20 protein-coding genes and 18 tRNA genes are annotated in these 22830 nt (G+C 38.5%); 27 read left to right on the forward strand and 11 right to left on the reverse strand.

The genetic code is table 11. From position 1 onward, the window contains the following. Window positions 1-48 precede the first annotated feature (48 nt). The 19 genes from AAGS61_RS15600 to AAGS61_RS15690 all read left to right on the forward strand — a co-directional run bounded on the left by AAGS61_RS15600 (window position 49) and on the right by AAGS61_RS15690 (window position 2648). A tRNA-Thr gene (locus tag AAGS61_RS15600) sits at window positions 49-124 on the forward strand. Window positions 125-130: 6 nt separating this feature from the next. Further along, window positions 131-214 (forward strand) — tRNA-Tyr (locus AAGS61_RS15605). A 3-nt stretch (window positions 215-217) separates the two neighbouring features. Then, window positions 218-291 (forward strand) — tRNA-Trp (locus AAGS61_RS15610). 28 nt (window positions 292-319) lie between these two features. Next, window positions 320-395 (forward strand) — tRNA-His (locus AAGS61_RS15615). Between the two features lie 10 nt (window positions 396-405). Next, window positions 406-481 (forward strand) — tRNA-Lys (locus tag AAGS61_RS15620). A 135-nt stretch (window positions 482-616) separates the two neighbouring features. Next, a tRNA-Gly gene (locus AAGS61_RS15625) sits at window positions 617-691 on the forward strand. A 4-nt stretch (window positions 692-695) separates the two neighbouring features. After that, window positions 696-784, forward strand: a tRNA-Leu gene (locus AAGS61_RS15630). Window positions 785-792: 8 nt separating this feature from the next. Continuing rightward, window positions 793-869 (forward strand) — tRNA-Arg (locus AAGS61_RS15635). A 12-nt stretch (window positions 870-881) separates the two neighbouring features. After that, window positions 882-955 (forward strand) — tRNA-Pro (locus tag AAGS61_RS15640). A gap of 4 nt (window positions 956-959) precedes the next feature. After that, window positions 960-1035, forward strand: a tRNA-Ala gene (locus tag AAGS61_RS15645). 15 nt (window positions 1036-1050) lie between these two features. Then, a tRNA-Met gene (locus AAGS61_RS15650) sits at window positions 1051-1127 on the forward strand. A gap of 7 nt (window positions 1128-1134) precedes the next feature. Beyond that, window positions 1135-1227 (forward strand) — tRNA-Ser (locus AAGS61_RS15655). A gap of 57 nt (window positions 1228-1284) precedes the next feature. Next, window positions 1285-1361, forward strand: a tRNA-Met gene (locus tag AAGS61_RS15660). 3 nt (window positions 1362-1364) lie between these two features. Beyond that, window positions 1365-1440, forward strand: a tRNA-Asp gene (locus tag AAGS61_RS15665). Window positions 1441-1447: 7 nt separating this feature from the next. Continuing rightward, window positions 1448-1523, forward strand: a tRNA-Phe gene (locus tag AAGS61_RS15670). Window positions 1524-1536: 13 nt separating this feature from the next. Then, window positions 1537-1613: transfer RNA gene (locus tag AAGS61_RS15675), tRNA-Ile, on the forward strand. A 9-nt stretch (window positions 1614-1622) separates the two neighbouring features. Then, window positions 1623-1697 (forward strand) — tRNA-Asn (locus tag AAGS61_RS15680). A gap of 1 nt (window position 1698) precedes the next feature. Then, window positions 1699-1770, forward strand: a tRNA-Glu gene (locus tag AAGS61_RS15685). Window positions 1771-2084: 314 nt separating this feature from the next. Beyond that, window positions 2085-2648: a TVP38/TMEM64 family protein gene (locus AAGS61_RS15690; protein ID WP_391373922.1), complete on the forward strand. Its 564-nt coding sequence runs from the start codon at window positions 2085-2087 to the stop codon at window positions 2646-2648. 131 nt (window positions 2649-2779) lie between these two features. Here AAGS61_RS15690 and AAGS61_RS15695 read toward each other — a convergent pair whose 3' ends face one another. Then, on the reverse strand, window positions 2780-3514 hold the full coding sequence (locus AAGS61_RS15695) for a glucose 1-dehydrogenase (protein WP_391373925.1): 735 nt from the start codon (window positions 3512-3514) through the stop codon (window positions 2780-2782). A 330-nt stretch (window positions 3515-3844) separates the two neighbouring features. Between AAGS61_RS15695 and AAGS61_RS15700 the strand changes: the two genes are divergently transcribed. Together AAGS61_RS15700 and AAGS61_RS15705 are read left to right on the forward strand one after the other, a co-directional pair. Further along, complete coding sequence (locus tag AAGS61_RS15700) at window positions 3845-4423, forward strand: TetR/AcrR family transcriptional regulator (RefSeq protein WP_391373927.1); 579 nt, start codon at window positions 3845-3847, stop codon at window positions 4421-4423. Window positions 4424-4615: 192 nt separating this feature from the next. Next, window positions 4616-6340 (forward strand): ABC transporter ATP-binding protein, encoded by a 1725-nt coding sequence (locus tag AAGS61_RS15705; RefSeq protein ID WP_391373930.1) that lies wholly within the window; start codon window positions 4616-4618, stop codon window positions 6338-6340. A gap of 26 nt (window positions 6341-6366) precedes the next feature. Here the strand turns inward: AAGS61_RS15705 and AAGS61_RS15710 are convergent, their stop codons facing one another. Both AAGS61_RS15710 and hpaB read right to left on the reverse strand, forming a co-directional pair. Continuing rightward, entirely contained in the window at window positions 6367-7935 is a 1569-nt protein-coding gene (locus AAGS61_RS15710) for an alkaline phosphatase family protein (protein ID WP_391373933.1), read from the reverse strand. An 86-nt stretch (window positions 7936-8021) separates the two neighbouring features. Then, a complete protein-coding gene (gene hpaB / locus AAGS61_RS15715) occupies window positions 8022-9470 on the reverse strand; it encodes a 4-hydroxyphenylacetate 3-monooxygenase, oxygenase component (RefSeq protein ID WP_391373936.1) in 1449 nt (482 codons plus the stop codon). Window positions 9471-9781: 311 nt separating this feature from the next. Here hpaB and AAGS61_RS15720 point away from each other — a divergent pair, with 311 nt between their 5' ends. The 5 genes from AAGS61_RS15720 (at window position 9782) to AAGS61_RS15740 (ending at window position 14686) form a co-directional block, all read left to right on the forward strand. Beyond that, window positions 9782-10426 (forward strand): TrkA C-terminal domain-containing protein, encoded by a 645-nt coding sequence (locus tag AAGS61_RS15720; protein ID WP_391373938.1) that lies wholly within the window; start codon window positions 9782-9784, stop codon window positions 10424-10426. 220 nt (window positions 10427-10646) lie between these two features. Continuing rightward, window positions 10647-11444, forward strand: coding sequence for a 4-hydroxy-tetrahydrodipicolinate reductase (locus AAGS61_RS15725; RefSeq protein WP_391373941.1), 798 nt, complete (start codon window positions 10647-10649; stop codon window positions 11442-11444). 62 nt (window positions 11445-11506) lie between these two features. Next, on the forward strand, window positions 11507-12502 hold the full coding sequence (locus AAGS61_RS15730) for an ABC transporter substrate-binding protein (protein WP_391373943.1): 996 nt from the start codon (window positions 11507-11509) through the stop codon (window positions 12500-12502). 73 nt (window positions 12503-12575) lie between these two features. Beyond that, entirely contained in the window at window positions 12576-13436 is an 861-nt protein-coding gene (locus AAGS61_RS15735) for an ABC transporter permease (RefSeq protein WP_391373945.1), read from the forward strand. Beyond that, window positions 13433-14686, forward strand: coding sequence for a quaternary amine ABC transporter ATP-binding protein (locus AAGS61_RS15740; protein WP_391373948.1), 1254 nt, complete (start codon window positions 13433-13435; stop codon window positions 14684-14686). The genes AAGS61_RS15735 and AAGS61_RS15740 overlap by 4 nt, the downstream gene beginning before the upstream one ends. A gap of 86 nt (window positions 14687-14772) precedes the next feature. On the opposite strand, the gene AAGS61_RS15745 is transcribed toward AAGS61_RS15740, so the two are convergent. Then, window positions 14773-14934: a hypothetical protein gene (locus tag AAGS61_RS15745; RefSeq protein ID WP_391373951.1), complete on the reverse strand. Its 162-nt coding sequence runs from the start codon at window positions 14932-14934 to the stop codon at window positions 14773-14775. Between the two features lie 380 nt (window positions 14935-15314). Between AAGS61_RS15745 and AAGS61_RS15750 the strand changes: the two genes are divergently transcribed. Then, window positions 15315-15638, forward strand: a complete 324-nt coding sequence (locus AAGS61_RS15750) for a DUF5658 family protein (RefSeq protein ID WP_391373953.1) — start codon at window positions 15315-15317, stop codon at window positions 15636-15638. A 47-nt stretch (window positions 15639-15685) separates the two neighbouring features. On the opposite strand, the gene AAGS61_RS15755 is transcribed toward AAGS61_RS15750, so the two are convergent. From AAGS61_RS15755 to AAGS61_RS15785, 7 genes are all read right to left on the reverse strand, one after another. Next, window positions 15686-16033: a DUF378 domain-containing protein gene (locus tag AAGS61_RS15755; RefSeq protein WP_391373955.1), complete on the reverse strand. Its 348-nt coding sequence runs from the start codon at window positions 16031-16033 to the stop codon at window positions 15686-15688. Window positions 16034-16514: 481 nt separating this feature from the next. Then, the gene (locus tag AAGS61_RS15760) at window positions 16515-17642 is read right to left on the reverse strand and encodes a GerAB/ArcD/ProY family transporter (protein ID WP_391373957.1); all 1128 of its coding nucleotides are present in this window, start codon (window positions 17640-17642) and stop codon (window positions 16515-16517) included. A gap of 58 nt (window positions 17643-17700) precedes the next feature. After that, window positions 17701-17934: a hypothetical protein gene (locus AAGS61_RS15765; protein WP_391373960.1), complete on the reverse strand. Its 234-nt coding sequence runs from the start codon at window positions 17932-17934 to the stop codon at window positions 17701-17703. Window positions 17935-17940: 6 nt separating this feature from the next. After that, a complete protein-coding gene (locus AAGS61_RS15770) occupies window positions 17941-19128 on the reverse strand; it encodes a Ger(x)C family spore germination protein (RefSeq protein ID WP_391373963.1) in 1188 nt (395 codons plus the stop codon). Between the two features lie 18 nt (window positions 19129-19146). Next, entirely contained in the window at window positions 19147-20697 is a 1551-nt protein-coding gene (locus tag AAGS61_RS15775) for a spore germination protein (RefSeq protein ID WP_391373965.1), read from the reverse strand. Window positions 20698-20942: 245 nt separating this feature from the next. After that, window positions 20943-22319, reverse strand: a complete 1377-nt coding sequence (nhaC, locus tag AAGS61_RS15780) for a Na+/H+ antiporter NhaC (protein WP_391373968.1) — start codon at window positions 22317-22319, stop codon at window positions 20943-20945. Window positions 22320-22502: 183 nt separating this feature from the next. Next, a complete protein-coding gene (locus tag AAGS61_RS15785) occupies window positions 22503-22778 on the reverse strand; it encodes a DUF1450 domain-containing protein (protein ID WP_391373970.1) in 276 nt (91 codons plus the stop codon). Window positions 22779-22830 lie beyond the last annotated feature (52 nt).

Consider the following 22830-nt stretch of genomic DNA (forward strand, 5'->3'; position numbering starts at 1 on the left):
CAAGCAGGGGGTCGGCGGTTCGAGCCCGTCATCCTCCACCATATTTATGCCGGTGTAGCTCAGTTGGTAGAGCAACTGACTTGTAATCAGTAGGTCGTGGGTTCGACTCCTATCGCCGGCACCATCCCTTGGAGGGGTAGCGAAGTGGCTAAACGCGGCGGACTGTAAATCCGCTCCTTAGGGTTCGGCGGTTCGAATCCGTCCCCCTCCACCATTTAGGGGCATAGTTCAACGGTAGAATAGAGGTCTCCAAAACCTTTGGTGTGGGTTCGATTCCTACTGCCCCTGCCAGGTTTTAAAGCCACTATTAACAACAATGGCGATTGTGGCGAAGTGGTTAACGCACCGGATTGTGGTTCCGGCATTCGTGGGTTCGATTCCCATCAGTCGCCCCATTATTATTTAGAGCCATTAGCTCAGTTGGTAGAGCATCTGACTTTTAATCAGAGGGTCGAAGGTTCGAGTCCTTCATGGCTCACCATTTCATAATATTTATGCAGTGGTAGAGGATATACTATATTTAGGAGCTAATGCTAGAAGAAGGCTTATAAGTTCCATTGTATTAATTTGCACTATTTAACTTTATATACTGTCAGAATAAAAATTACAGCATATTGCGGAAGTAGTTCAGTGGTAGAACACCACCTTGCCAAGGTGGGGGTCGCGAGTTCGAACCTCGTCTTCCGCTCCAATATGCCGGGGTGGCGGAACTGGCAGACGCACAGGACTTAAAATCCTGCGGTGGGTGACCACCGTGCCGGTTCGATTCCGGCCCTCGGCACCATTTATTATGCGCCCGTAGCTCAATTGGATAGAGCGTCTGACTACGGATCAGAAGGTTATGGGTTCGACTCCTGTCGGGCGCGCCATATTTTTAAACTCGGAATGTAGCTCAGCTTGGTAGAGCACTTGGTTTGGGACCAAGGGGTCGTAGGTTCGAATCCTGTCATTCCGACTCTGGGGCCTTAGCTCAGCTGGGAGAGCGCCTGCCTTGCACGCAGGAGGTCAGCGGTTCGATCCCGCTAGGCTCCACCAAATATTATTTTCAATGGCTACCTAGCTCAGCTGGCTAGAGCATTCGGTTCATACCCGAAAGGTCGTGGGTTCGACTCCCTCGGTAGCCACCATTTATACGGAGGAATACCCAAGTCCGGCTGAAGGGATCGGTCTTGAAAACCGACAGGCGGGTTAAACCGCGCGGGGGTTCGAATCCCTCTTCCTCCGCCATTTTGTTTTAAAAGAAAATGGTGAACTAGAATAAAACTTCAGCAATCATAATATTATCGCGGGGTGGAGCAGTTCGGTAGCTCGTCGGGCTCATAACCCGAAGGTCACAGGTTCAAATCCTGTCCCCGCAACCAAATGGTCCCGTGGTGTAGCGGTTAACATGCCTGCCTGTCACGCAGGAGATCGCCGGTTCGATCCCGGTCGGGACCGCCATTTATATGGGTCAGTAGCTCAGTTGGTAGAGCATTAGATTGAAGCTCTAAGTGTCGGCGGTTCGATTCCGTCCTGACCCACCATTACATAATAAATGGGCCTATAGCTCAGCTGGTTAGAGCGCACGCCTGATAAGCGTGAGGTCGATGGTTCGAGTCCATTTAGGCCCACCATTATATTATTCCGAAGTAGCTCAGTGGTAGAGCAACCGGCTGTTAACCGGTTGGTCGTAGGTTCGAGTCCTACCTTCGGAGCCATGGCCCGTTGGTCAAGTGGTTAAGACACCGCCCTTTCACGGCGGTAACACGGGTTCGAATCCCGTACGGGTCATCTAAAGTATGTAGCGAGTGCTGCATACTTTTTTATTTTTGTCGTATTAATGAATAGCTAGATATAGTATAAAACATAGGTGTTGAAATAATAGATATATAGATTATTTTGGAAGGTGTTTTGTATGATATTATATTTTAACGTTACGCTACTAGGGGTTTTTTAGTTTCCATTAGGTAATTATTGAGCTGATGATTCTCTTGAAATATGCTATAGAGGGATGAAAGTGAATTAGAGTAATTGGTAGTCTATATTTTAAGCAAATAAGTGTGTATAGCATGATGAAGAGAGTGTTAAAACTTTAGGAGTGTGTGATGGAACAGTTTCTATTAGGATTAATTGAAAGAAATTCGGTCTTTACAGCTTGGTTTGGGTTTGTTCTAATGACGGTGCTCGCATTTGTGCCGGCTATGCCTATTCCGCTTATTGCTAGTGCCATTGGAGCTCAGTATTCAATCCCTATAGCGTTGTTGATAAATTTAGGTGGAACAGTGTGTGGCTCTGTTTTAATGTTTATTACCTGCCGTTACTTTTTGCAGGATTGGGCATTACGAAAGGTTAGCAAATGGCATAGCGTAACAGGTTTTTTTCATTTGCTTGAACGCAACGGATTTTTAGCAATACTAATAGGTCGATTAATACCAGTACTGCCATCAGCAGGGGTTAATATGATTGCTGGTGTATCAATGATCAGTCTTAGAGCCTTCTTTTTAGCGACTCTTTTAGGAAAGTTACCGACCATTTTAGCCTTCACTTTGGCAGGGAATCAGTTTGAGGATAATGAATTAAGCACAGTTATTTTAATATTGCTCTATTTAAGCGTTTTGTTTATAGTGGGTTATAAAATTAAGCGACGTTGGTCAGAGCATACATCTTAACAGTGTGGTTTGGATTTAAATAAAACAAGGACGTAGCTTTGGATAGTTAAAGCTACGTTTTTTGTAGTGGTGTTAATCTCATCATATAAATAATAAAAAGACTGCATTGCACATGCAGTCTTTTTGAATGATTAGCGTGCAGTTACGCCGCCATCGATTACAAACTCAGAACCTGTAGAGTAGCTAGAGTCATCAGATGCTAAGAATAATACCATTTTCGAAACTTCTTCTGGTTGCGCAACACGTCGTAATGGAATGTGCTTTGCAAATTCTTCTACTGCTGCTTTTGTATCTTCTTGTACTACCATTGGTGTAGCGATTACACCTGGGTGTACAGAGTTTACGCGCACGTTGTAGTGAGCCGCTTCCATTGCCGCTGCTTTTGTCATACCACGTACAGCGAATTTTGTATCTGTGTAGCCAATCGCACCAGCAACTAAACCGTTTAAAGAAGAAATATTAACGATTGAACCGCCACCAGCTTTTTGCATTGAAGGAAGTGCAGCTTTCATACCTAAGAATACAGATACTTGGTTAATTTCTACGATGCGACGGTATTCTTCAACCGTTGTTTCCATTAGTGATTTCGCCATTGTAATACCAGCGTTATTTACTAAAACGTTTACTGGACCGAAAGCTTCTTCTGCTGTAGCAATGACTGTAGCCCAGTCTGCTTCGTTTGCTACGTTTTGTTTAACGAATACTGCGTTTTCACCTAATTCAGCTACTAATGCTTGACCTTTTTCTTCGTTTAAGTCAGTGATGACAACCTTTGCGCCTTCTTCAACGAATAATTTTGCGTGTGCAGCACCCATACCTTGAGCAGCACCTGTAATAATTGCAACTTTACCTTCTAAACGAGCCATAATGAAACTCCTCCTAAATATAATAATGAAATCGAACTTGTTTTGTACCAATGTTATGGATGGTAAGCTATCATTGTGTTCAACATACCATAGGAAATAAAAGGAATCTATGAAAAAACGCACAGTTCCTTATGATATGTATGATAAATATAAACTACAATTGTAAATTAACAGAATAGAGTAGGGAGTGTCAATTTAAAGCACTTCATTATTAAAAAGACGTTACTTTCGGAATATTCGATAGTTTTAATGATGGAATGAAAAAAGCACCGTACACGTATTCATGCTATACTTTGTGAAAAGATTGTATGAAATTAGGTGATGTTGCAAGTGGTAACAGAAGATCGACGCATCATACGAACGCGGAAAAAATTAAAAGATGCAGTACTAACTTTAGTAAAGGAAAAAGACTTTAAAGCTATTTCAATTACAGAAATTGCAAAAGTAGCGGGTTGTAATCGTGTGACATTTTACTCTCATTATGAAGATAGTACACAGGTATTAGCGGATATTTTTAGAGACTATTTAGACGAGCTGGCTCAATACTATCGCGATAGTTATAAAGGGAAAGAGACGTTTACATTATCTGATCCTACACTGAGCATTCCCATTTTTACATTTGTCTATAACAATCAATTCGTGTTTTCACTGATGCTGATGGGAGAAGTTATTCCAGGTTCGCAAAATACATTTTGCGAGACACTAGGAAGTATAGGTCGTAAAGAATTAACGTTGCAACAAGAAATCTGGTTTGATAAAGAGGCCATTAATTTTTATGAAACCTATGCATTTTTAGGCCTATTCATTTATTGGATTAAACAAGGTTTCAAAAATACGCCTGAAGAAATGGCAAGAAGACTAGCGTTTTTACACACGACATTCCTTGGCGAAGTAAAAGTAAATAAATAACACGATACCTCCAATAGCGAGTACATCTGAAAGCTATATGGGGGTTTTTATGTAAAAATTGTAGTTGTTTCTGTTGATTCTTACGTTACGTGAGTCTCTATAATATAAGCATGAGAGGAAGCTGCTTGTACAGCAACAGAAGATAGGTATAAGAGCAGATTGAGTAACTTTAAATTGAGGGAGGTAATAGTGGTGCAAAAAAGTACATTTCAGCCAAATAAATTATGGCAACTAGTTAAGCGAGCAAATCCACCAAAAGGGCTTATTGTTCTAGCCATCATACTCGGCATTATTGAGACAGGGGTAGGATTAGCTGTCCCACTGTTAACAATGAATATGATCAATCGGTTTGCGGAAGGGGACATTTCCTTTTTAGCCCTTCTTTTCGTAGCGGGAGTACTTATCGTGCAAGCAGCGATTTCAGGAATCGCATTTTACATGATGATGACAATCGGTGAGAAAATTGTTGCCGCTATTCGAGAGCGGGTTTGGGGGCATGTACTTCAGCTACGTATTACGTATTTTGATGCACATGAATCTGGCGAAACGATGAGCCGTATTACGCAAGATACAAATGTGGTAAAAGAATTAATTACTCAACATATTATTACGTTTTTTACAGGGATACTGACGATTATTGGTTCAGTCGGGATTTTGCTATGGATTGATTGGAAAATGACATTGCTAATGCTCATTGCGGTGCCACTATCTATTGGTGTGATGCTCCCATTAGGGCAGAAGATGAATCAAATTGCAAAAGCGAATCAAGACGAGCTAGCCAGTTTTTCAGGGAACTTAGGTCGAGTGCTGACAAATATTCGCCTCGTAAAAGCATATCAAGCAGAGCCACTAGAAAAGGAAAAGGGTAAAGCACAAATTGTTAATTTATATCGCTTCGGTTTAAAGGAAGCGAAAGTGCTCGCTATTTTATCGCCAATTATGACGCTTGTCATGATGCTTGTGCTCATTTTGCTATTTGGCTATGGCGGCGCACAAGTGGCAACAGGCGCGATTTCTGCTGGGGCGCTTGTGGCGATTATGTTTTATTTAGTGCAAATTATCGTGCCGTTTACACAAATGGCCACGTTTTTTACTTCGCTTCAAAAGGCGCTTGGTGCAACAGAAAGATTGCACGAATTACTTGCTTATCCAGTAGAGCAAGGGGGAGTAGCTCAGCCAGACACAAAGCAAGCTAATATTATATTTGATGCTGTCGCTTTTCAATATGGAGATAAGCCTATTTTTAATCAGCTATCTCTGACTATTCCGGCTGGCAAAACAACGGCGCTTGTCGGTGCAAGTGGTGGCGGAAAGACGACGCTGTTTTCATTAATGGAACGCTTTTATGAGCTAACAGGGGGTGCCATTTACTACGGGACGCAATCGATTGAGCAACTCTGTTTAGATCGTTGGCGAGGATTATTCGGCTATGTCTCGCAAGAAAGTCCACTGATGAATGGTACAGTAAGAGAAAATGTGCAGTACGGTACACCGAACGCAACGGAACAGGAAATTATTGATGCCCTCCAAAAAGCACATGCATGGGATTTTGTGCAAATGTTAGAGGGTGGTTTAGACGCGCAAGTTGGAGAAGGGGGCATCAAATTGTCGGGTGGTCAACGCCAACGTATCGCGATTGCACGGGCCATTTTACGTAATCCACCCATTTTACTGCTCGATGAAGCAACATCCAATTTAGATAACGAATCCGAAAAGTATGTGCAAGCAGCATTACAACAAGCGATGCAAGGACGCACAACGATTATTATTGCCCATCGTTTATCAACGATTACGCATGCGGATCAAATTATCGTGCTAGAAAATGGACATATTTCAGGAACCGGCACACATCAGGAGCTATTGCAGGAGCATGCCTACTATAAGAAACTTGTGAGGCAGTCTGCGGAAGTCATCTAAAGAAAAGGCAGTAGGTGACTCGTCATTTACGAGCCACCTACTAATTGAAGAATCCATTCTTTTAGATCCACCAACCGGTTAAATGGTGGTTTCTCATCTGTTCCCGCAACGATCACGGGGACGACAGAATCCATTTTATGCAACGAACCATGTGCACCACCGCCAGCATGGTCGTGGCTATGTTCTGTGATGAACTCAAAATACGGCTTAGCATCAACAATTAAAACATTTCCTTCCTGCGAATGAAGTGCTCCGTGGAGTCTTGCAAGTGCATCAGGATAATGATTGTATTGAATCGTGTTTTGTTCAGCCAGCGTAACATCTAAAATAGTGACATCCCCTTCAATTGTCCACGTTTGTTTGTACGGGTCTATATACGGTCCGTTTGGTGAAAATGTCAGTAGTTGCTCGCTTTGCGGACTGGCTACATAGTTCGTTCCATCCTCTGTCCAAGCAATAAAATGAATTCTTTCCTCTTTCTTTAATGTGTCTATGACTTCTGCTTGTGGTATCGTGCCATCATTTATATATATATAGGCCATGCGTTCATTAATGGCAATCGCCATTTGAGCATCTTTATTTTTGCGTTCCCAAAAGGAATAATTGTTTAGTATATCATTTAAATTAATCAGTGAGCTTTCTTTATTCTTTCCTATAAAGGATTGACCACTATCGCCAAGGACAATCCATGTCGCTTCTTCGATTGCCTCTTCCCAAGAGGAATACGTATCGAATAATTGTTGAAGTGATGCATCGGCTTTTTCAATCGCTTTTAAATCATTCGGCCCATTTTTGTGTAGCTCGGCATCGGCATCAGGAAGATAGGCGAGTGTAAAGGATGGCAATTGATTGTTTTGAATGAGAAATTTCAACTCATTAATCGTAAAATCATTATTGAAGCCGAGGCGATCCCACGCCAATTTATGGCGATCGTTTTTCGGGTTATATTGAGATAATGCGCCAAGTGATAGTAATGTAGGCCCGTTCATTTCAAGGTTCCCTGGTAAAAGGTTTACGAGTGAAATGAGCTTTGGCACATTCATTTGATGCTGCACGTTTCCGCGAAATAACAGTCCATTAATGGAAGCGGATTGAAGCTGTTGATTTGCTAATGCCTCGTGAATCGTTTGCACCTCTTTACTTAAGTGTTGTTGATTGTAGCGGATGACGCTATCAAGCGCCACATTTTTTAGCCCATTATGCCACATTTCACTAATACCGCTACCGTAACTAATCATGCGGTTTTCCTCTTCTTTAAACCAAATAAGACCCGGGATTTTATGTTCGTTCGCATAAGTACCTGTTAGCAATGTACTATCAATGGTGACGGACATCGTCGGATAGGAACTAATGAAATCGGGATATAATTGTCCTTTATTCACTAAAAATGAGAAGGCGGGTGCTTTTCCATCTTGTATCGCTTTTTTTAGCGGTTCTGTCATGAGCGAGTCGACTGTCACGATAATCACTGGTTTTTTTGAGGGTTGCGCTATATCGATGCTCATCTCTTTCGTAGGAGACATCGAAATCGATAATACGAGCCCAGCACAAATCAGGACGAGTAAAATACATATAGCAATTATTTTTCGTTTCATAATAGCCACCTAGCATTAAATGAATTTGCATTAGTATGGTTGATTATGACTGGATACATGCTTCATATTGATTTTGTGTAAACAAGTCAATGCTTATCTAAATGTAAGAATTGGCTCACTCTTTTGACATAGTCATTTTTGGGGTAGCTTTTGTATAAATGACCGGATAATCGTACAGGATCACCAAAGAAGTATCGCTCATATTGTGTTTGTCTTGTGCCAAATGCGCTCATCGTTAAGTCCCACGCTAACCGAAATATTTTGACCCGATCTTCTGCTAATGTTTTCGTTCCTTGAAGATAGTGATCTAATGCAGGTTTAATAGGCGATTGGAATGCCTTTTCGGTTGGTAAAGCAATCAGGCCACTAGCACCTATGATTTGAAGAATTTCGCTGAAACGCGGGTAAATTTTAGGGAAAATGTTGGTAGCGACTGTTAGCGGGGTAAGATCAGGACGCATATATCCCCATTCATCTAATGTGGCGTGATGCTCTGACTTTTCTACGAGTGCTTTCATTGTTTCAAGTCCGATAATAATTTCTGATATCTTTTCTTGTACATGTTGATATTCACCGATGTTAATGGTGTCTACTAGAAGCTCCGCTAGCCCTAAAATAAACTCTGTTTTAACAATTTGCCTTGTTAATACTTGCTGATTGGCAAAATGGTTGAAAGAGCTATGAGAGATGAAGTTTTGGGCTACGTCATTATTATGATAATAAAATACGCGATCCCAAGGTACGAGTACAGTATCAAAGACGACAAGACTATCCATTTCTTCGTACCGAGAGCTTAATGGATAGTTAAAGGACGATGCCCCACCGATAAATGTATCGCGGCAAATAAACTTTAACCCTTTTGTATTAGATGGGATGGAAAAAGCAAACATCTCATCTTCATCAAAGAAAAACTTAGCGGTACTAAAAACTAATATTTCATCGGTTAGCCCTCCTTGAGTCGCCAGTAGCAGTGCCCCTTTTATAATGATTCCTTCTTCATTTTTTTCGATAATTTTTGCAGCAATCGGTTCGTTACTATCTTCCATGTAATATTGTGAGCGATTGACTTGTGGTGAAATAAAGGTATGTGTAAAGGAGAGGTCTTTTTCTCTTGCGTATTCATAAAAGGCTTGTAGATGCTGTGGAAAGCAGTTTTCTTTTCCGTTTAAAAAGTCGGCAGATGAAGCAAAGCTCATTAAAACACTATTTAAGTAGTCGGGACTTCTGCCCATCATCCCATTCGTATATCTTGCCCAATGTTCCATCATTTTGCGCCTTTTCACTAAGTCTTCTTTTGTTTTCGGCTGTAAATACGAAAGGCTGATACGTTCCCCTGAGGTAGGTGATGTAAACGTCATATCATTCCTTAGGTTGGGGTCATGCTGTAAGTCATAAAGCGCGGCTTTTGTTTGTAGGAGCCCTTTAAAAGCAGGATGCTCCGATATTTTTCCCTCCACCTTTTCACCATTAAACCAAATTTCATTATTTAGTTGATTAATACGTTCAATAAAAGTTTTTCCGTTTATAGCGCCCATCGTTAAACCTCCTTATATCAGAACAAGGTACTTTATTTTATTGCATAGAAGAGATTTTTGTACTTCCCAGTAAGAAAATTTTATTTATATAACAAGTAACCATGCTTATAGCTTTTTTATAATGCGGTAACAATAGCTACTAATAGTTGTGTAAAAGCCATTGACATTAACATTTCTATCAATTGCCTTGAGTTCCTATATATCTATAAATACGGGGAATTTACGTTAACTATCAATTCAATCTTGAGAATAATGCGCTTAAGCGTTATGGTAGTAGGAAGATACATTATATCCTGAAGGGATTTGCAATTATGGAACCGAAATCAATTCAAATTAAACAACCTAGATATCAAATTATTGCAGAAGATATTGCGACAAAAATTGTGGAGAAAAAGTATATTATCGGGGATAAAATTTATGCACGCTCATCATTAGCTTCGCAGTATGGCGTATCGGCGGAAACGGCTCGTCGCGCTATCGCTGTGTTACAAGATTTGAACATTGTCGAAGCAACAAAAGGAAGTGGTGTAATCATTACTTCATATGAAAATGCAGCGAATTTTGTTCATCGTCTTGAAGGGATTAAATCGGTACGAGAATTACAAAAAGAGCTAAGTATGAGTATTGAAAAACAGTTTGCGGAGTTAAATAACCTACAAGAAACGGCGAAAGAGCTCATTAATCGTACGAATCGATTTCAATCGGTTAATCCTTTTGTTCCGTTTCAATTAGAGATTGGTGAGTCTTGCCCGTATTTATCTAAAAGCATTAGTGAAATTAATTTTTGGCAAAATACAAGGGCTACCATCGTCGGCATTCGCAAAAAGAATGAGTTACTTCTTTCACCTGGTCCATACGCTACACTTGAAGTAGGGGATATTTTATATTTTATCGGCGACGAGATCTGTCTTTCTAATGCAGAACAATTTTTACAAGTAAGTAAAACGCTTAAATAGCAAGGGATTATCCCTGTTATTTAAGCTTTTTTTATGGACAAAAGCGTCATAAAATGGAAATATTTATTTGACAAAAGTAACAACTTTGTAATAAATTTAAGTAGTTAATCAAACAAACAACTTATATTTTATAATGAGTTGTTACTTTGAATTTGTGGGCAGTAAGTACAAAATTGTGACTTAGGGGAGCGTAAAAATAACATAAAGGGGATGTGGTGATATGAAAATTTCCATTGGATTATTTGGGTTTGGGCGTACAGGAGCTGCTGTTGCCAATGAAATTATTAATGACGCCGATTGTGAATTAAAGTGGGTCATGAAGAAATCGATTGAGCATACCGGTGAATTTGCCAGCCATTTACTAGGGCATGTGCATGGGGAAGGGAGGATTTTTTCATTTCAGGAAGTCGATTTCCATCGCTTTTATGAGGAAAATCCAGTGGATGTGATTATTGATTTTTCTAGCTCCTGTGCGGTGAAGGAGTATCAACATGCAGTGAAGTATGGTAGTCGTATTGTTTCTGCCATTTCTAATTATGAGCCAGGGGATATTGAGGATTTAAAGGCATTAAGTCAGCAGACGGCCATTCTCTATTCTCCTAATATTACACTAGGTATTAATTTTTTAATGGAAGCTTCGAAGTTACTACAAGAAATTGTCCCAGATTCAGATATTGAAATTATCGAAGAACATTTCAAAGACAAAAAAGATGTTTCAGGAACGGCCATAAGAATTGCAAAAGCATTAGGATTAGATGAAGAACAACATGTAAACTCGATTCGCATTGGTAGTGTTGTAGGGAAACATGAGGTTGTTTTTGGTTTGCCAAATCAAACAATCCGAATTGTGCATGAAACCCATAACAGAGCTGCTTTTGGGCAAGGGGCCATTTATGCAGCGAAGTGGATTATGAATCAGGAAAAAGGGAGTTATACGATGGAACAAGCACTAGCGCAAATTATGACGAAGAGTGCTATAGGTATCGATGAGCAGGAAAATCAAATTATTCTCAACTAATGATGCTTACATTTCCAACATGTATTGAGAGAAAAATATAAGATCAAAAGGGGTAAAAGATAATGAAAAGGATGAAGTTTTTATTGCTACTAGTGACGTTTTTAGTACTAGCTGCCTGTAGCGATGAAGAGAGTGTAGAAAGCATTGAAGTCATTAAGTTTGCGGATGCGGGATGGGATAGTATTCGCGTTCACAATAGCATTGCTCAGCTCATTATTGAAGAAGGGTATGGCTATGAAACCGAAGTGGTGAGTGGCACAACAGCTACTACGATGCAAGCACTTGAACAAGGTGATCTTCATGTCTATATGGAAGTATGGACGGATAACGTGAAAGAAGTGTATGAAAAAGCAGTCGAAAGTGGAAAGATTGTCAAGCTATCGACTAACTTTGCAGATAATGCACAAGGATTATATGTTCCAACTTACGTAATAAAAGGGGATGCAGAAAGAGGGATTGAAGCAGTTGCACCAGATTTAAAAACTGTTCAAGACTTAGCGAAGTATCCTGAACTATTCCAAGATCCTGAAGATGGTAGCAAAGGGAGAATCGTCGGTGCACCGTCAAGCTGGGCAGTTAGTGAACACTTGGAGACGAAACTTGTAACATATGGTCTTGATGAACAGTATAACTATTTAGCACCGGGTTCTGATGCGGCGATTGTGGCTGATTTAGCTGGCGCATACACAAAGGGGGAGCCATGGGTAGGTTACTATTGGTCGCCAACATGGGTCACAGCTAGCTATGATTTAACATTACTTGAAGACCATCCGTATGACGAGGAAGTTTGGGAAAGTTCAAAGGGGACGGAATTTCCACCGAATGATGTTGTGGTTGCCGTGTATAAAGACTTACCAACACAAGCAAAGGATGTTGTTGATTTCCTAAGTCACTATGAAACAAGTAATGACTTAACAGAACAAGCATTAGAATATATGGGTGAAAATGAAGTAGAACCAGAGGATGCAGCAAAGTGGTGGATGAAAGAACATGAAAAAATCTGGACAACTTGGGTGTCTGAAGAAGTAGCTGAAAAAGTAAAAGCAACGTTGAAATAATGAATCAGAATATATGGATTTGATTGAAATTGTGAGGTGAAAGGGCTGTCTCGGTGAAGGCGGCCCGAATGATATGCATGAATTTCCTGATTTTAGAATCCCTATTGGGGATGCGGTAGAAAAATTTATTGATTTTTTAGCAGTCAATTTAGAAGCGTTTTTTGATTTTATCTTTGTTATTTCTTCTAGCCTTATTAAAGGACTCGAAGGAGGTCTCCTAGCCATTCCTTGGTGGTTATTCATTATTCTTATCTTTTTGCTAGGTTGGTATTTTACGAATCTGTACGGAGGTCTTCTATTTTCTGCTTTTATGTTTCTGATTGGTAGCTTTGATTTATGGTCAGAGACAATGACTACCATTTCCATTGTGTTAATCTCCGTTCTATTATCTCTTGCGATAGGTATTCCTCTAGGCGTCTGGATGGCATTTAGTAAAACGATGTCTGTTACGATGCGACCACTATTGGATGCAATGCAAACAATGCCAAGCTTTGTGTATTTAATTCCGGTAATCTTTTTCTTCCCATTAGGAAATGTACCTGCTGTAATTGCTACAATTGTCTATGCATTACCACCTGTTATGCGGTTGACGGAGCTAGGCATTCGGAATGTAGAGAAAGAGGTCATTGAATCAGCTCAATCATTTGGTTCTTCACAGGGTCAAATGTTACTAAAGGTACAACTACCACAAGCATTACCGACCATTATGGCGGGTGTGAACCAAACGATGATGATGGCTTTAGCAATGGCAGTCGTTGGTTCCATGGTAGGGGCGAAAGGTTTAGGAGAGCGTGTCCTTTATGCGATTAATCGTATTGATATTTCACTCGGTTTTGAAGCGGGTATTAGTATTGTGTTTTTAGCGATTATTATGGATCGCCTCACGGGTGGTATTGCTAACCGTCTTCAGAAGCATAGGAGGGGTGCGGCATGACAGTCAAAATAAAAGTTGAAAAGGTTTCGAAAATATTTGGGCCAAAACCTAAAAAAATAATCTCAATGATTGAGAATGGTGTTTCGAAAGAAGAGATTCTTGCAAAAACAGGTCATACAGTAGGGGTATACAATGCTTGTATGGACATTAGAGAAGGCGAAACCTTTGTAATTATGGGGTTGTCTGGGAGTGGGAAATCGACATTAATCCGCTGTTTAAATTTATTGAATCGACCAACGTCTGGCGCGATTTATATCGATGGTGAGAACATTGTAGAGTACAATAAAGCACAACTAAAAACATATCGACAAAAGAAGATTGCCATGGTATTTCAACATTTCGGTTTGTTTAGTCATCGAACAGTGCTTGAAAATGTGGAATATGGACTTGAAATACGTGGTACATCGAAAGAGGAACGACGTGAAATTGCTCAAAAACAGCTAGAAATTGTAGGCCTTAAAGGGTATGAGCATCAGTTTCCAGATGAACTTTCAGGTGGGATGCGTCAGCGTGTCGGGATTGCAAGGGCGCTTGCAAATGATCCTGATATTTTGTTAATGGATGAACCGTTTAGTGCACTGGATCCGCTTATTAAGCGGGAGATGCAGCTAGAATTACTCGATTTACAAAATCGGCTACAGAAAACGATTATCTTTATTACACATGATGTCAATGAAGCCTTTCGACTTGGGGACCGTGTAGCGGTCATGAAAGACGGTCAAGTAGAACAAATCGGTACGCCAGAAGAAATTTTAGATCAACCTGCTAACGATTATATTTCGGAATTTATCCGTGATATTGACCGTTCGCAAATATTGCAAGCAGAGCATATTATGTCGAAGCCTTTTGGGTTAGTCTCATTAAAAGATGGTTTACATGTAGCGGTTCGAGTAATGCAGGAAAGTGGGATTTCCAGTGCGTTTGTCACAAACAAGAAACGACAGCTACAAGGTATGATTACAATTGATCAAGCAATTCAGGGCATTAAAGAGCATCGAGCATTGCATGAAATCGTAATGACCGATGTCAAAACAGTTCCTCCTGATGAATATGTAAAAGATATTATACCGTATGTCTTAGAGTCCAAATATCCGTTAGTTGTCACAAACGAGGAGCAGGTAATTCAAGGCATTATATTACGTGTGCATGTATTAGCGAGTCTAATTAATGATCATACAGAGGAAACAGAACCTCTTCCGTTAACGAAAGTGGGAGAGGGGCTTATTGAAACAAGGGTAGCCATTAATTAATATACAAAAAGCAAGTGGCTAGGTCACGCCACTTGCTTTTTATTATTGAAAAATTGATATGGTCAGTAGTTCATGAGACAGTTAGGTTAATACATGTTGCGACGAATTGGACAGAACGTTTCGTGTAACCGCATTGTTTGTTGCTGAACAGGGTGAATGTCGACTAGCGGTGAAGATGTTTTCCTTGTGGGCTTTGACCAAATTGTACAAATATGCATCCATATTGTTTTTGATAAACTAGCTAACATCTTACCTCACTTCCTTTTTGTTTATTTTTATTAAACTTATTATATGCTTTTAATTAAATTTAAGTAATTTAAAAGTAAAATAAAATTAAACAAAATGAAATTTTTTATTGTTTTGTTTTTATTATAAATTTAAAATGGTTTAAAATCATAACAACATCGTAATGTACGCAAGAATTATGGAAGGATAATAACCATGTAAATATGATTTTTTAGACAGAAAGATGGAGTAGTTATTTTTGTTAGGGGAAATGTTTCAGAATAAATAATGACCATCTATTACATAATAAAAATAATGAAATCGATAAGTAATCATTTGAACATGGATAGTAGTCTTCATATTCCAATTGAGTTTCTTAGTATTAAAAATTAAGGATCATATAATGAAAAATAAAGTGAAATTGATATATGTCAGTTGGTTAGTGGCGATGTTGAATATAGTTGACGGATTTGCTACGCATTATGGTTTAGCAAATGGTGTAATTGAAGAGTTAAATCCAATCATGGACTTTATTTGGTTAAAAAGCCCACTATTATTTTTAAGTATAAAAACCGTTTTATCGCTTGTCCTCATAGCTATATCTAATGTAGTGTACAAAACAAGTAATGAAAAGTTCCAAAAAAATTATCTTGTTTTACTAATAGTCTTATTTTTGTTGTATGTAAGTGTATTAGGGCTTCATATAATGTGGTTCGTATTTGTATAATGATAAAAAATTGACGAACCTTAAAAAGGTCCGCCAATATGATAATGTTACTTGTTCGAGTTTGAATCATTCTTCTTTTTGTTCGCATTAGACTTTTTTGAATTAGAGAAGTCTTCCTCTTTCCCAAATTCTGTTTGGTAGCTCGGATTTCGATATGCTGGTCGATTGGTACTTGCATTCGAAGTTGAAGCTTCTTCTTCGACTAAAGGCTTGCTTAAAAGCGGTATACAGATAAGTCCACCAACACCAACAAGTGTATAGATTAGTCTAGAAATGATCGAATCTGGACCACCGAAGATTGTAGCGACTAAATCAAATTGGAAAAGACCAATAAGTCCCCAGTTAACTGCACCAACAATAACAAGGATTAAAGCAATTCTGTAGAGTGCTCCCACTATTCATACCTCCTTTGCTTTATTTTAAAGGTGCTTTGACCTCTTCATTAAATTACCCATTTTTGCGTAAATCATTGGTAGTAACATCTTCATGTTTTACATATAAAATGGAATGTTTTTTCTCCTTATGTTTCGCAAGTAATGAGATAAAAAATTAAACGTGGCATTAGTGTTGGTTATATATGTTGCAATAAAATGGAGTAGTAGTTGAAATCTAAAGGATGTAGCAGGTAGAATGGCAAAAGAAGTTATGGTAGACAAAAGGTAGGTATGTAGAATGGCTGGAAAATATAAGGTTATTTAATTTGATTTAGACGGAACGATTTCAAATCCGAAAATAGGCATTACGAAATCTGTCCAATATGCATTACAGAAAATACCGATTCCTTCATAAAAAAAATAGCTCTTTATTTACTAAAGAACTATTGGGAAGGCTTCTTTATATTCTCTTGTTGTATTCATATAAGTAATTTAGTCCCTTTTATTTAGGAAAGGACGATTCGCTACCATTCGCGTCATGGTTTTCCATTTTACGCAATTTTACAACGGTCAGTAAAATCAAAGGAATAACAATGGCGAATGTAGCTATATATAATGGCCAAGTTTCTTTATTAAATGTAGCTGAATGTATAACATTGGGATGCATGATTTGAGAAAGCCCGATTGAAATCATGCCAAGCGGTAGAATGAGCGGTCGGTGATCTTTTAGTTTAAGTATTTCGCCTAATCCCTTTACACAGGCATAAAAATACATAAATGCTCTTACGAAAATGGTGATCCACCACATAAATGCCATAATGATTTCGATACGCTGTACGAAATTACCTACTGAAATTTTTTGTGCTAATGCATAACTAGGAAAAGTGCGTAAAGATGTATTTGGTGCGCCTAAAACTAAAATACATAATGCTATAACAATGCTTAATATGAGACCTCCAGCGATCATCCCAATATAAAATCCTTTTTGCGCGGATTGATATACATTGACAGCAGACGGGAAAATCATTAATAAAACAACTAATGGAAAAGAAAAGAGACCTACGAAATAAAAAATATTATAAATAAGTGGCTTTGCTGCAACTTCAAAAAATGGTTGAATATTGTTACTATCTATTTGTGGTGAAATACTGAGGACAAAAATAATAAATATTAACACAAAGAATGGTAATAATATTTCCAGTGAGCGTGCGAACACTTCTATACCTAAGTAAGCAGCGAAAAGAATAGTAATACTAAAAAGAATCGAAAATGCCACTTGTGGTGTTTCGATCATTACTTCTGTTTGTAGAAAGTTCCCCATAAAATAGAGTAATTCGCTTGCTGAAAGTAAGGTCAATACTATAAACCCAATAGAAACGCATTTACCTATAAATTTCCCAAGTATTTTTTCATTCATTTCTACAAAAGATAAGGTAGGCATTCGTTTTCCTAAAGATATCAGTAGTTTTACTAATAATACGCTTAATATTGTCCCTATTATCGGTACAATCCATGCATCCTGTTTTACATCTAGTGCGATGCTTGCGGGTATAATTAATATACTTGTACCAACTGAATAGAAAAGGACGATGATTGTAAATTGACGTGAACTAATGATCTGCTTTTCCATAATTCCCTCCTTTTCAAGCATTTTGGTTAATTAGTATCGCTTGTAGCCAATTGTTAACTTAATAAAAAAAGGACTTCAAAAACGCACTAATTGGTTTATAAATAATGATAATTACATTAAAAGGGCTAGGAATTTTGACATTCAAACTGATCGCAATATTTAAGGCGGTTCCAATAAACAGTAAAAGAGAAAATGCCCAAATGGTTTTAGCATCTCTTTCTTTGATTAACCTCGGTAGCGTCATATATAAAATAACCCCAGAAATCATTAAAATCCCTAAAGCCATAAACATGTAAGATTACTCCTTTACTTTTGCGTTTTGCAAAGTGGCTAAACCTTGTGTATTTACGTTAACTTCTACATTTACCTGTAACTCTGGAAAAAGTGTTGGCCAATCATCCTTCATCTTCTTCCATTCCTTAGCATTTTCACGATGAATAACGTCACCGTATCCTAAGATGTCTGCTTCATATTCTTTTTGAATTGTATCAAGTAACTGTTCTATATGATTTTTAATTACATTTTCCGTTTCTTTATCAATCATATGGAGGGTTTGTTCATCTGTTAAATTAATGTCACAGTTCACTTCAGCCACACTTTGTATCACATCAATTTGGACGAATATTTGAGGAATGCCGTTTTTTATTTTTCCTTTCGTTTTCGTTTTAGAATTTGTTATTTCAGTTGTTAACTGCCCTTGTTCAGGGCAGGATATGATTTCAAGTGTACCTTTAATTTCATTGTTTAAAAAATTATAACTTCTACTCTCTTCTTCGCTTAAAAGCCCTATTAACTTGTCTTGTTTAAATACGGCTAGTCCTATAAATTCTAATATTGTAGATGGGCTAATTCTTTGGACATTTGTTTGCTCAATCCCTAGTTGTGGATCTCCGTTCACCTCTACAGCTGACAATACATAATTTTGTCCACCATCGTTTAACTTATTGATTAATCCATCTACATCTACCTGTAGTGTAGATCCCCATTCCCTTTGCGAAACCCGAATGGAATTTAACATTTTATTCGCAGGTATTTTTTCAATGGGCGTTAAGACATTTAACACATTTTTGGCTGTTGTCTTATGAGCAACAATAATATTAAAGTCATTTCGAATTTCATTCCCTCTCCCTAAAAAATCAATCGTATAACGCAAACCTTCTCTAGCTAAATCCTCTCCAACTACAAGCATTTGTAGATGCGCAAAATAAGCTTTTCGAGGAGAGAGTGTTGTCACTTTTCTGATCGCTTTGAATAATGTTTCTCCCGTTGCATGATACGTAACGACAGGCGCCCGCCCGCTTGAAGATTGACTTGCAGAAATTTCACTAGGATCTACGACTTGGATTGATACGGCATATTCGTCGTCTGTTTTATCTATTCCTAGTGCCACTACAATGGCGAGCTCGCTTAATTCCCGTTTACTCCAGCAACCACTTAACAGAAGAACAACGGCTGCTAGCAAAATCATTGTGATTAATTTTTTCATTCGAGCTCCTCTTTTTATTTAATGTACATTTCTTTTCGTATTGCCTAGATGCTTCTTCCCTCTTACGTTATTCTTTTGGCTAATTAATCGTGGGCGAGTTAACAAAAGGTTACGTGGAAGCAAAATTAAAGTATCCTTTTGATCTTTCACAATTAACGGGGCAAACGGGCTCATATAAGGTACGCCAAAAGAGCGCAAACTACATAAATGAAGAATAATCAACATAATGCCAACCATTAGCCCAACTAAGCCAAACATCCCTGATAAGATCATTAGTGGAAAACGCAACACGCGTACCGCATTCGAAAGCCCGTAAGCTGGGAAAAGGAAGCTACAAATCGCTGTTAGTGCCACAATAATGACCATTACGGCAGAAACAATGCCTGCCTCTACAGCTGCTTGTCCAACAATTAATGTACCCACAATGGATACGGCAGGACCAATCATTCGTGGCATACGGATTCCAGCTTCTCTCAGTATTTCAAAGGCAATTTCCATGATTAATGCTTCTACAAAAGCAGGGAATGGTACACCTTCTCTTTGAGAATAAATACTAATTAACAATGGTGTAGGTAACATTTCTTGGTGAAAAGTAGTGATAGCAACATATAGGGATGGAGCAACTAGCGAAAGGCTTATACCAAAAAAACGTATAAGTCGTATAAATGAACTAATAATGGCATTGTGATAATAATCCTCTGCTGTCTGTAAAAAAGAGATGAATAAAGCAGGGACGATTAACACAAAAGGGGTGCCATCTACTAAAATAGCAATTCTTCCTTCCAGTAATTCCCCTGCTATTACATCAGGACGTTCCGAATTATAAACGGTTGGAAATATGCTGAATTTTGAATCTCGAATCATTTCCTCAATATAGTTGCTCTCAAGAATGCCATCAATCTCAATACGATCTAAACGGTCGAGTACTTCTTGCACAATTTTGTCGTTGGCAATGCCGTTTATATACATAATCGCAATATCAGTTTGCGTCTCTTGTCCAATCACTCTCGATTTGATCCAAAGATTGGGGCTTTTAATTTTCCGCCTGATTAAAGCTGTGTTTGTACGAAGCGTTTCAGTAAAGGCTTCCTGGGGTCCTCTAATAACGGACTCTGTAGTAGGCTCGGAAATAGCCCGATCTTTAGCGCTTTTTGTACTTGCGGCAATCCCCTTTGTCAGTCCATCAAACAGTATGATCGTATCTCCATTTAACAGAGCATTATACAGTGCTGTAAAATCTACAATATCTTTCACATCACTCACCGTTAAACAATAATCCTTTAAGTATTGATTCATTTCGTTCGACATAATTTTTGGATTTTCTGTTAAATGAAGCGTTAGGGATTCTAATATAGAATCATTTAGGATTGTTTCATTTGCTAGACCATCAATATGAATAATAGCAATGCGCTGTTTCCGTAATTTTCCAATTAACAACTCACGTAGAATGATGTCATTACTGTTGCCCAGTGTATTTTTTAAGGTTTTTATATTTTCACTAAGAGATGCACATAGAGGAGCATTTTTAGAATTAGGCTGGGAGGTGTTTTGATTCTCTAAGTCAGTCATTACTAAACCCTCCTATAATAAGCTTTTTAAACTATTAAGAGGATAGACAAATGTATAAATAAATAAACAAATAAAAGGGGAGTTTTTTAGTGCCATAAGGATTAAAAAGACGGTTTATTGAGAAGGGGGCAGATTATTCACTATTTTGAACGACAAATGTCAATATGCCTGCTACTTTACATGAAGTAGCAGGCATGTCATATTGTTAGTTATTTAGGTAATAGTAGTCTATCCATGGTGATTGTTTATTTTTTCGTAATCGTCATATTCAGCCAACCAAATAAAATAGTAAGCACAGGACTGATTAAGCAAAAGAAAGCAAACGGTAAATAGCTCATGACGGGTACATCCAGCATCGACACGATAAATAAACCGCAAACGCTCCAAGGGACTAATGGGTTAATGACGGTACCCGCATCTTCCATCACCCGACTTAAATTTTTTGGATGTAAGCCTTGTTCATCGTATTTTTGCTTAAATGCTTCGCCCGTTAATAAGATGGATAAATACTGTTCACCAACGAGAGTATTAATCCCAATCGCTGTCAATGCCGTTCCTGTAATTAATGCACCAACTGATTTTAGTAGCTTTTCGATTTTTTCAAGAAGTGTTTGAATAACACCAAGTGCAAATAATAGACCGCCCATACTCAGACTAAGTAGCACAAGCATAATAGTAAAGTACATGCTACTAATACCGCCACGTGTTAACAGTGAATCAATCACCTCTACGCCTGTTTCTGAAACAAATCCACTATATAAAATGGCACAGTAATCAGCTAAGGATAACGACGTATGGAACATCGATAATACAAGTGCTACAAGCGAGCTGACGATCAGTGTTAAAAAGGCAGGCATCTTCAGTAATGTACAAATAATAAGTACAATAAGTGGTACAATGGCATACCAATGGATGAAATTCGTTTCTAGTAAGCTTGCTTTGTAAGATGCAATCGTACTAGCATCAAATGTCCCAATAGAAGGGGATAAAACAGAATACAAAATCGCACTAATTAAAAATGCAGGAACGGTTGTCCAGCTCATATTTTTAATATGCTCGAATAAATCGATGCCAACGATGCTCGCAGCTAAATTTGTCGTGTCCGATAAAGGCGACATTTTATCACCAAAAAAGGCACCTGATACAATCGCTCCAGCTGTCAGTGCCATGGATGCATCAATGGCTCCGGCAATACTCATAAAGGCGACACCAATTGTTGCTACCGTTGTGAGTGAGCTACCAATGGCTGTCCCGATAATGGCTGTCATAATAAAGACAATTGTATAAAAAAAGCTCGCCGTTACGATGGATAAGCCTAGATATAAAAGGGTTGGAATGGTCCCACTTACAATCCAGCTACTAATTAATATACCAATTAAAAAAAAGATATAAACGGCACCCATACCAGCCTTAGCTCCGGCTAACATGCTTTCTTCTAATGTTTTAAATGGTATGCGTTTGATTAGTCCATAAAAAATTAAAAAGATAATAGCGAATAATATAGGAATATGTGGGGTTGAACCGAGCTGCCCAATTGCAATAGCAATCATGCCAATAACAGTGAACACAATAAAAAGTGCCTCTAAAACAGAGGGCTTTGTTTTTGCTTCAATAGAAAACATATGTCTGCTCCTAGCTGTATAATGCAATTCAATGCGTTGAAGTTCAACGCTTCAACTTAAAAAAGTATAAAAATATTCTAACATAGCTATAGTAGAAGTCAATAGTGTGAAAATTGCTAGGTGGATTACGTCTTTACTACAAATAAAATAGCAGGAGCAAATCCTCATTTGCTCCTGCTATGTTTAATCCATCAATGGATTTTCTTTCATTTTCTCTTCAATCCGCTGTAATAGCTCGTCCGCTGTTTCCGCTGTTACCACTTCGCTGTTTACAACCGCAAATAAGCATGAATCGCATGTTTCACAATTTGATGTACAACCAGATTCTTCAATGACAACATCTTCACGTTGGATTAGCTCATCATATGCATCTGCACTACCAAATGAAAGGTTTGAGATGCAAAATTCGATTTGGTGTTTTAGTACTTTATCTTTTCGTTTAAATAAAGATTTGAACATGGCTCAGGCTCCTCGTTTTTCTTCTATTGTACTTGTAGAACGGTAGAATAAG

The sequence above is a fragment of the Lysinibacillus sp. KU-BSD001 genome (assembly GCF_042920265.1).
Classification (GTDB): domain Bacteria; phylum Bacillota; class Bacilli; order Bacillales_A; family Planococcaceae; genus Lysinibacillus_B.

Bases quoted from the DNA above. Each gene is read 5' to 3' on its own strand.
- AAGS61_RS15690 (WP_391373922.1), top strand. From the start codon at position 2,085: ATGGAACAGTTTCTATTAGGATTAATTGAAAGAAATTCGGTCTTTACA.
- AAGS61_RS15695 (WP_391373925.1), bottom strand. From the start codon at position 3,514: ATGGCTCGTTTAGAAGGTAAAGTTGCAATTATTACAGGTGCTGCTCAA.
- AAGS61_RS15710 (WP_391373933.1), bottom strand. From the start codon at position 7,935: ATGAAACGAAAAATAATTGCTATATGTATTTTACTCGTCCTGATTTGT.
- hpaB (WP_391373936.1), bottom strand. From the start codon at position 9,470: ATGGGCGCTATAAACGGAAAAACTTTTATTGAACGTATTAATCAACTA.
- AAGS61_RS15720 (WP_391373938.1), top strand. From the start codon at position 9,782: ATGGAACCGAAATCAATTCAAATTAAACAACCTAGATATCAAATTATT.
- AAGS61_RS15725 (WP_391373941.1), top strand. From the start codon at position 10,647: ATGAAAATTTCCATTGGATTATTTGGGTTTGGGCGTACAGGAGCTGCT.
- AAGS61_RS15730 (WP_391373943.1), top strand. From the start codon at position 11,507: ATGAAAAGGATGAAGTTTTTATTGCTACTAGTGACGTTTTTAGTACTA.
- AAGS61_RS15735 (WP_391373945.1), top strand. From the start codon at position 12,576: ATGCATGAATTTCCTGATTTTAGAATCCCTATTGGGGATGCGGTAGAA.
- AAGS61_RS15740 (WP_391373948.1), top strand. From the start codon at position 13,433: ATGACAGTCAAAATAAAAGTTGAAAAGGTTTCGAAAATATTTGGGCCA.
- AAGS61_RS15745 (WP_391373951.1), bottom strand. From the start codon at position 14,934: ATGTTAGCTAGTTTATCAAAAACAATATGGATGCATATTTGTACAATT.
- AAGS61_RS15750 (WP_391373953.1), top strand. From the start codon at position 15,315: ATGAAAAATAAAGTGAAATTGATATATGTCAGTTGGTTAGTGGCGATG.
- AAGS61_RS15760 (WP_391373957.1), bottom strand. From the start codon at position 17,642: ATGGAAAAGCAGATCATTAGTTCACGTCAATTTACAATCATCGTCCTT.
- AAGS61_RS15765 (WP_391373960.1), bottom strand. From the start codon at position 17,934: ATGTTTATGGCTTTAGGGATTTTAATGATTTCTGGGGTTATTTTATAT.
- AAGS61_RS15770 (WP_391373963.1), bottom strand. From the start codon at position 19,128: ATGAAAAAATTAATCACAATGATTTTGCTAGCAGCCGTTGTTCTTCTG.
- AAGS61_RS15775 (WP_391373965.1), bottom strand. From the start codon at position 20,697: ATGACTGACTTAGAGAATCAAAACACCTCCCAGCCTAATTCTAAAAAT.
- nhaC (WP_391373968.1), bottom strand. From the start codon at position 22,319: ATGTTTTCTATTGAAGCAAAAACAAAGCCCTCTGTTTTAGAGGCACTT.
- AAGS61_RS15785 (WP_391373970.1), bottom strand. From the start codon at position 22,778: ATGTTCAAATCTTTATTTAAACGAAAAGATAAAGTACTAAAACACCAA.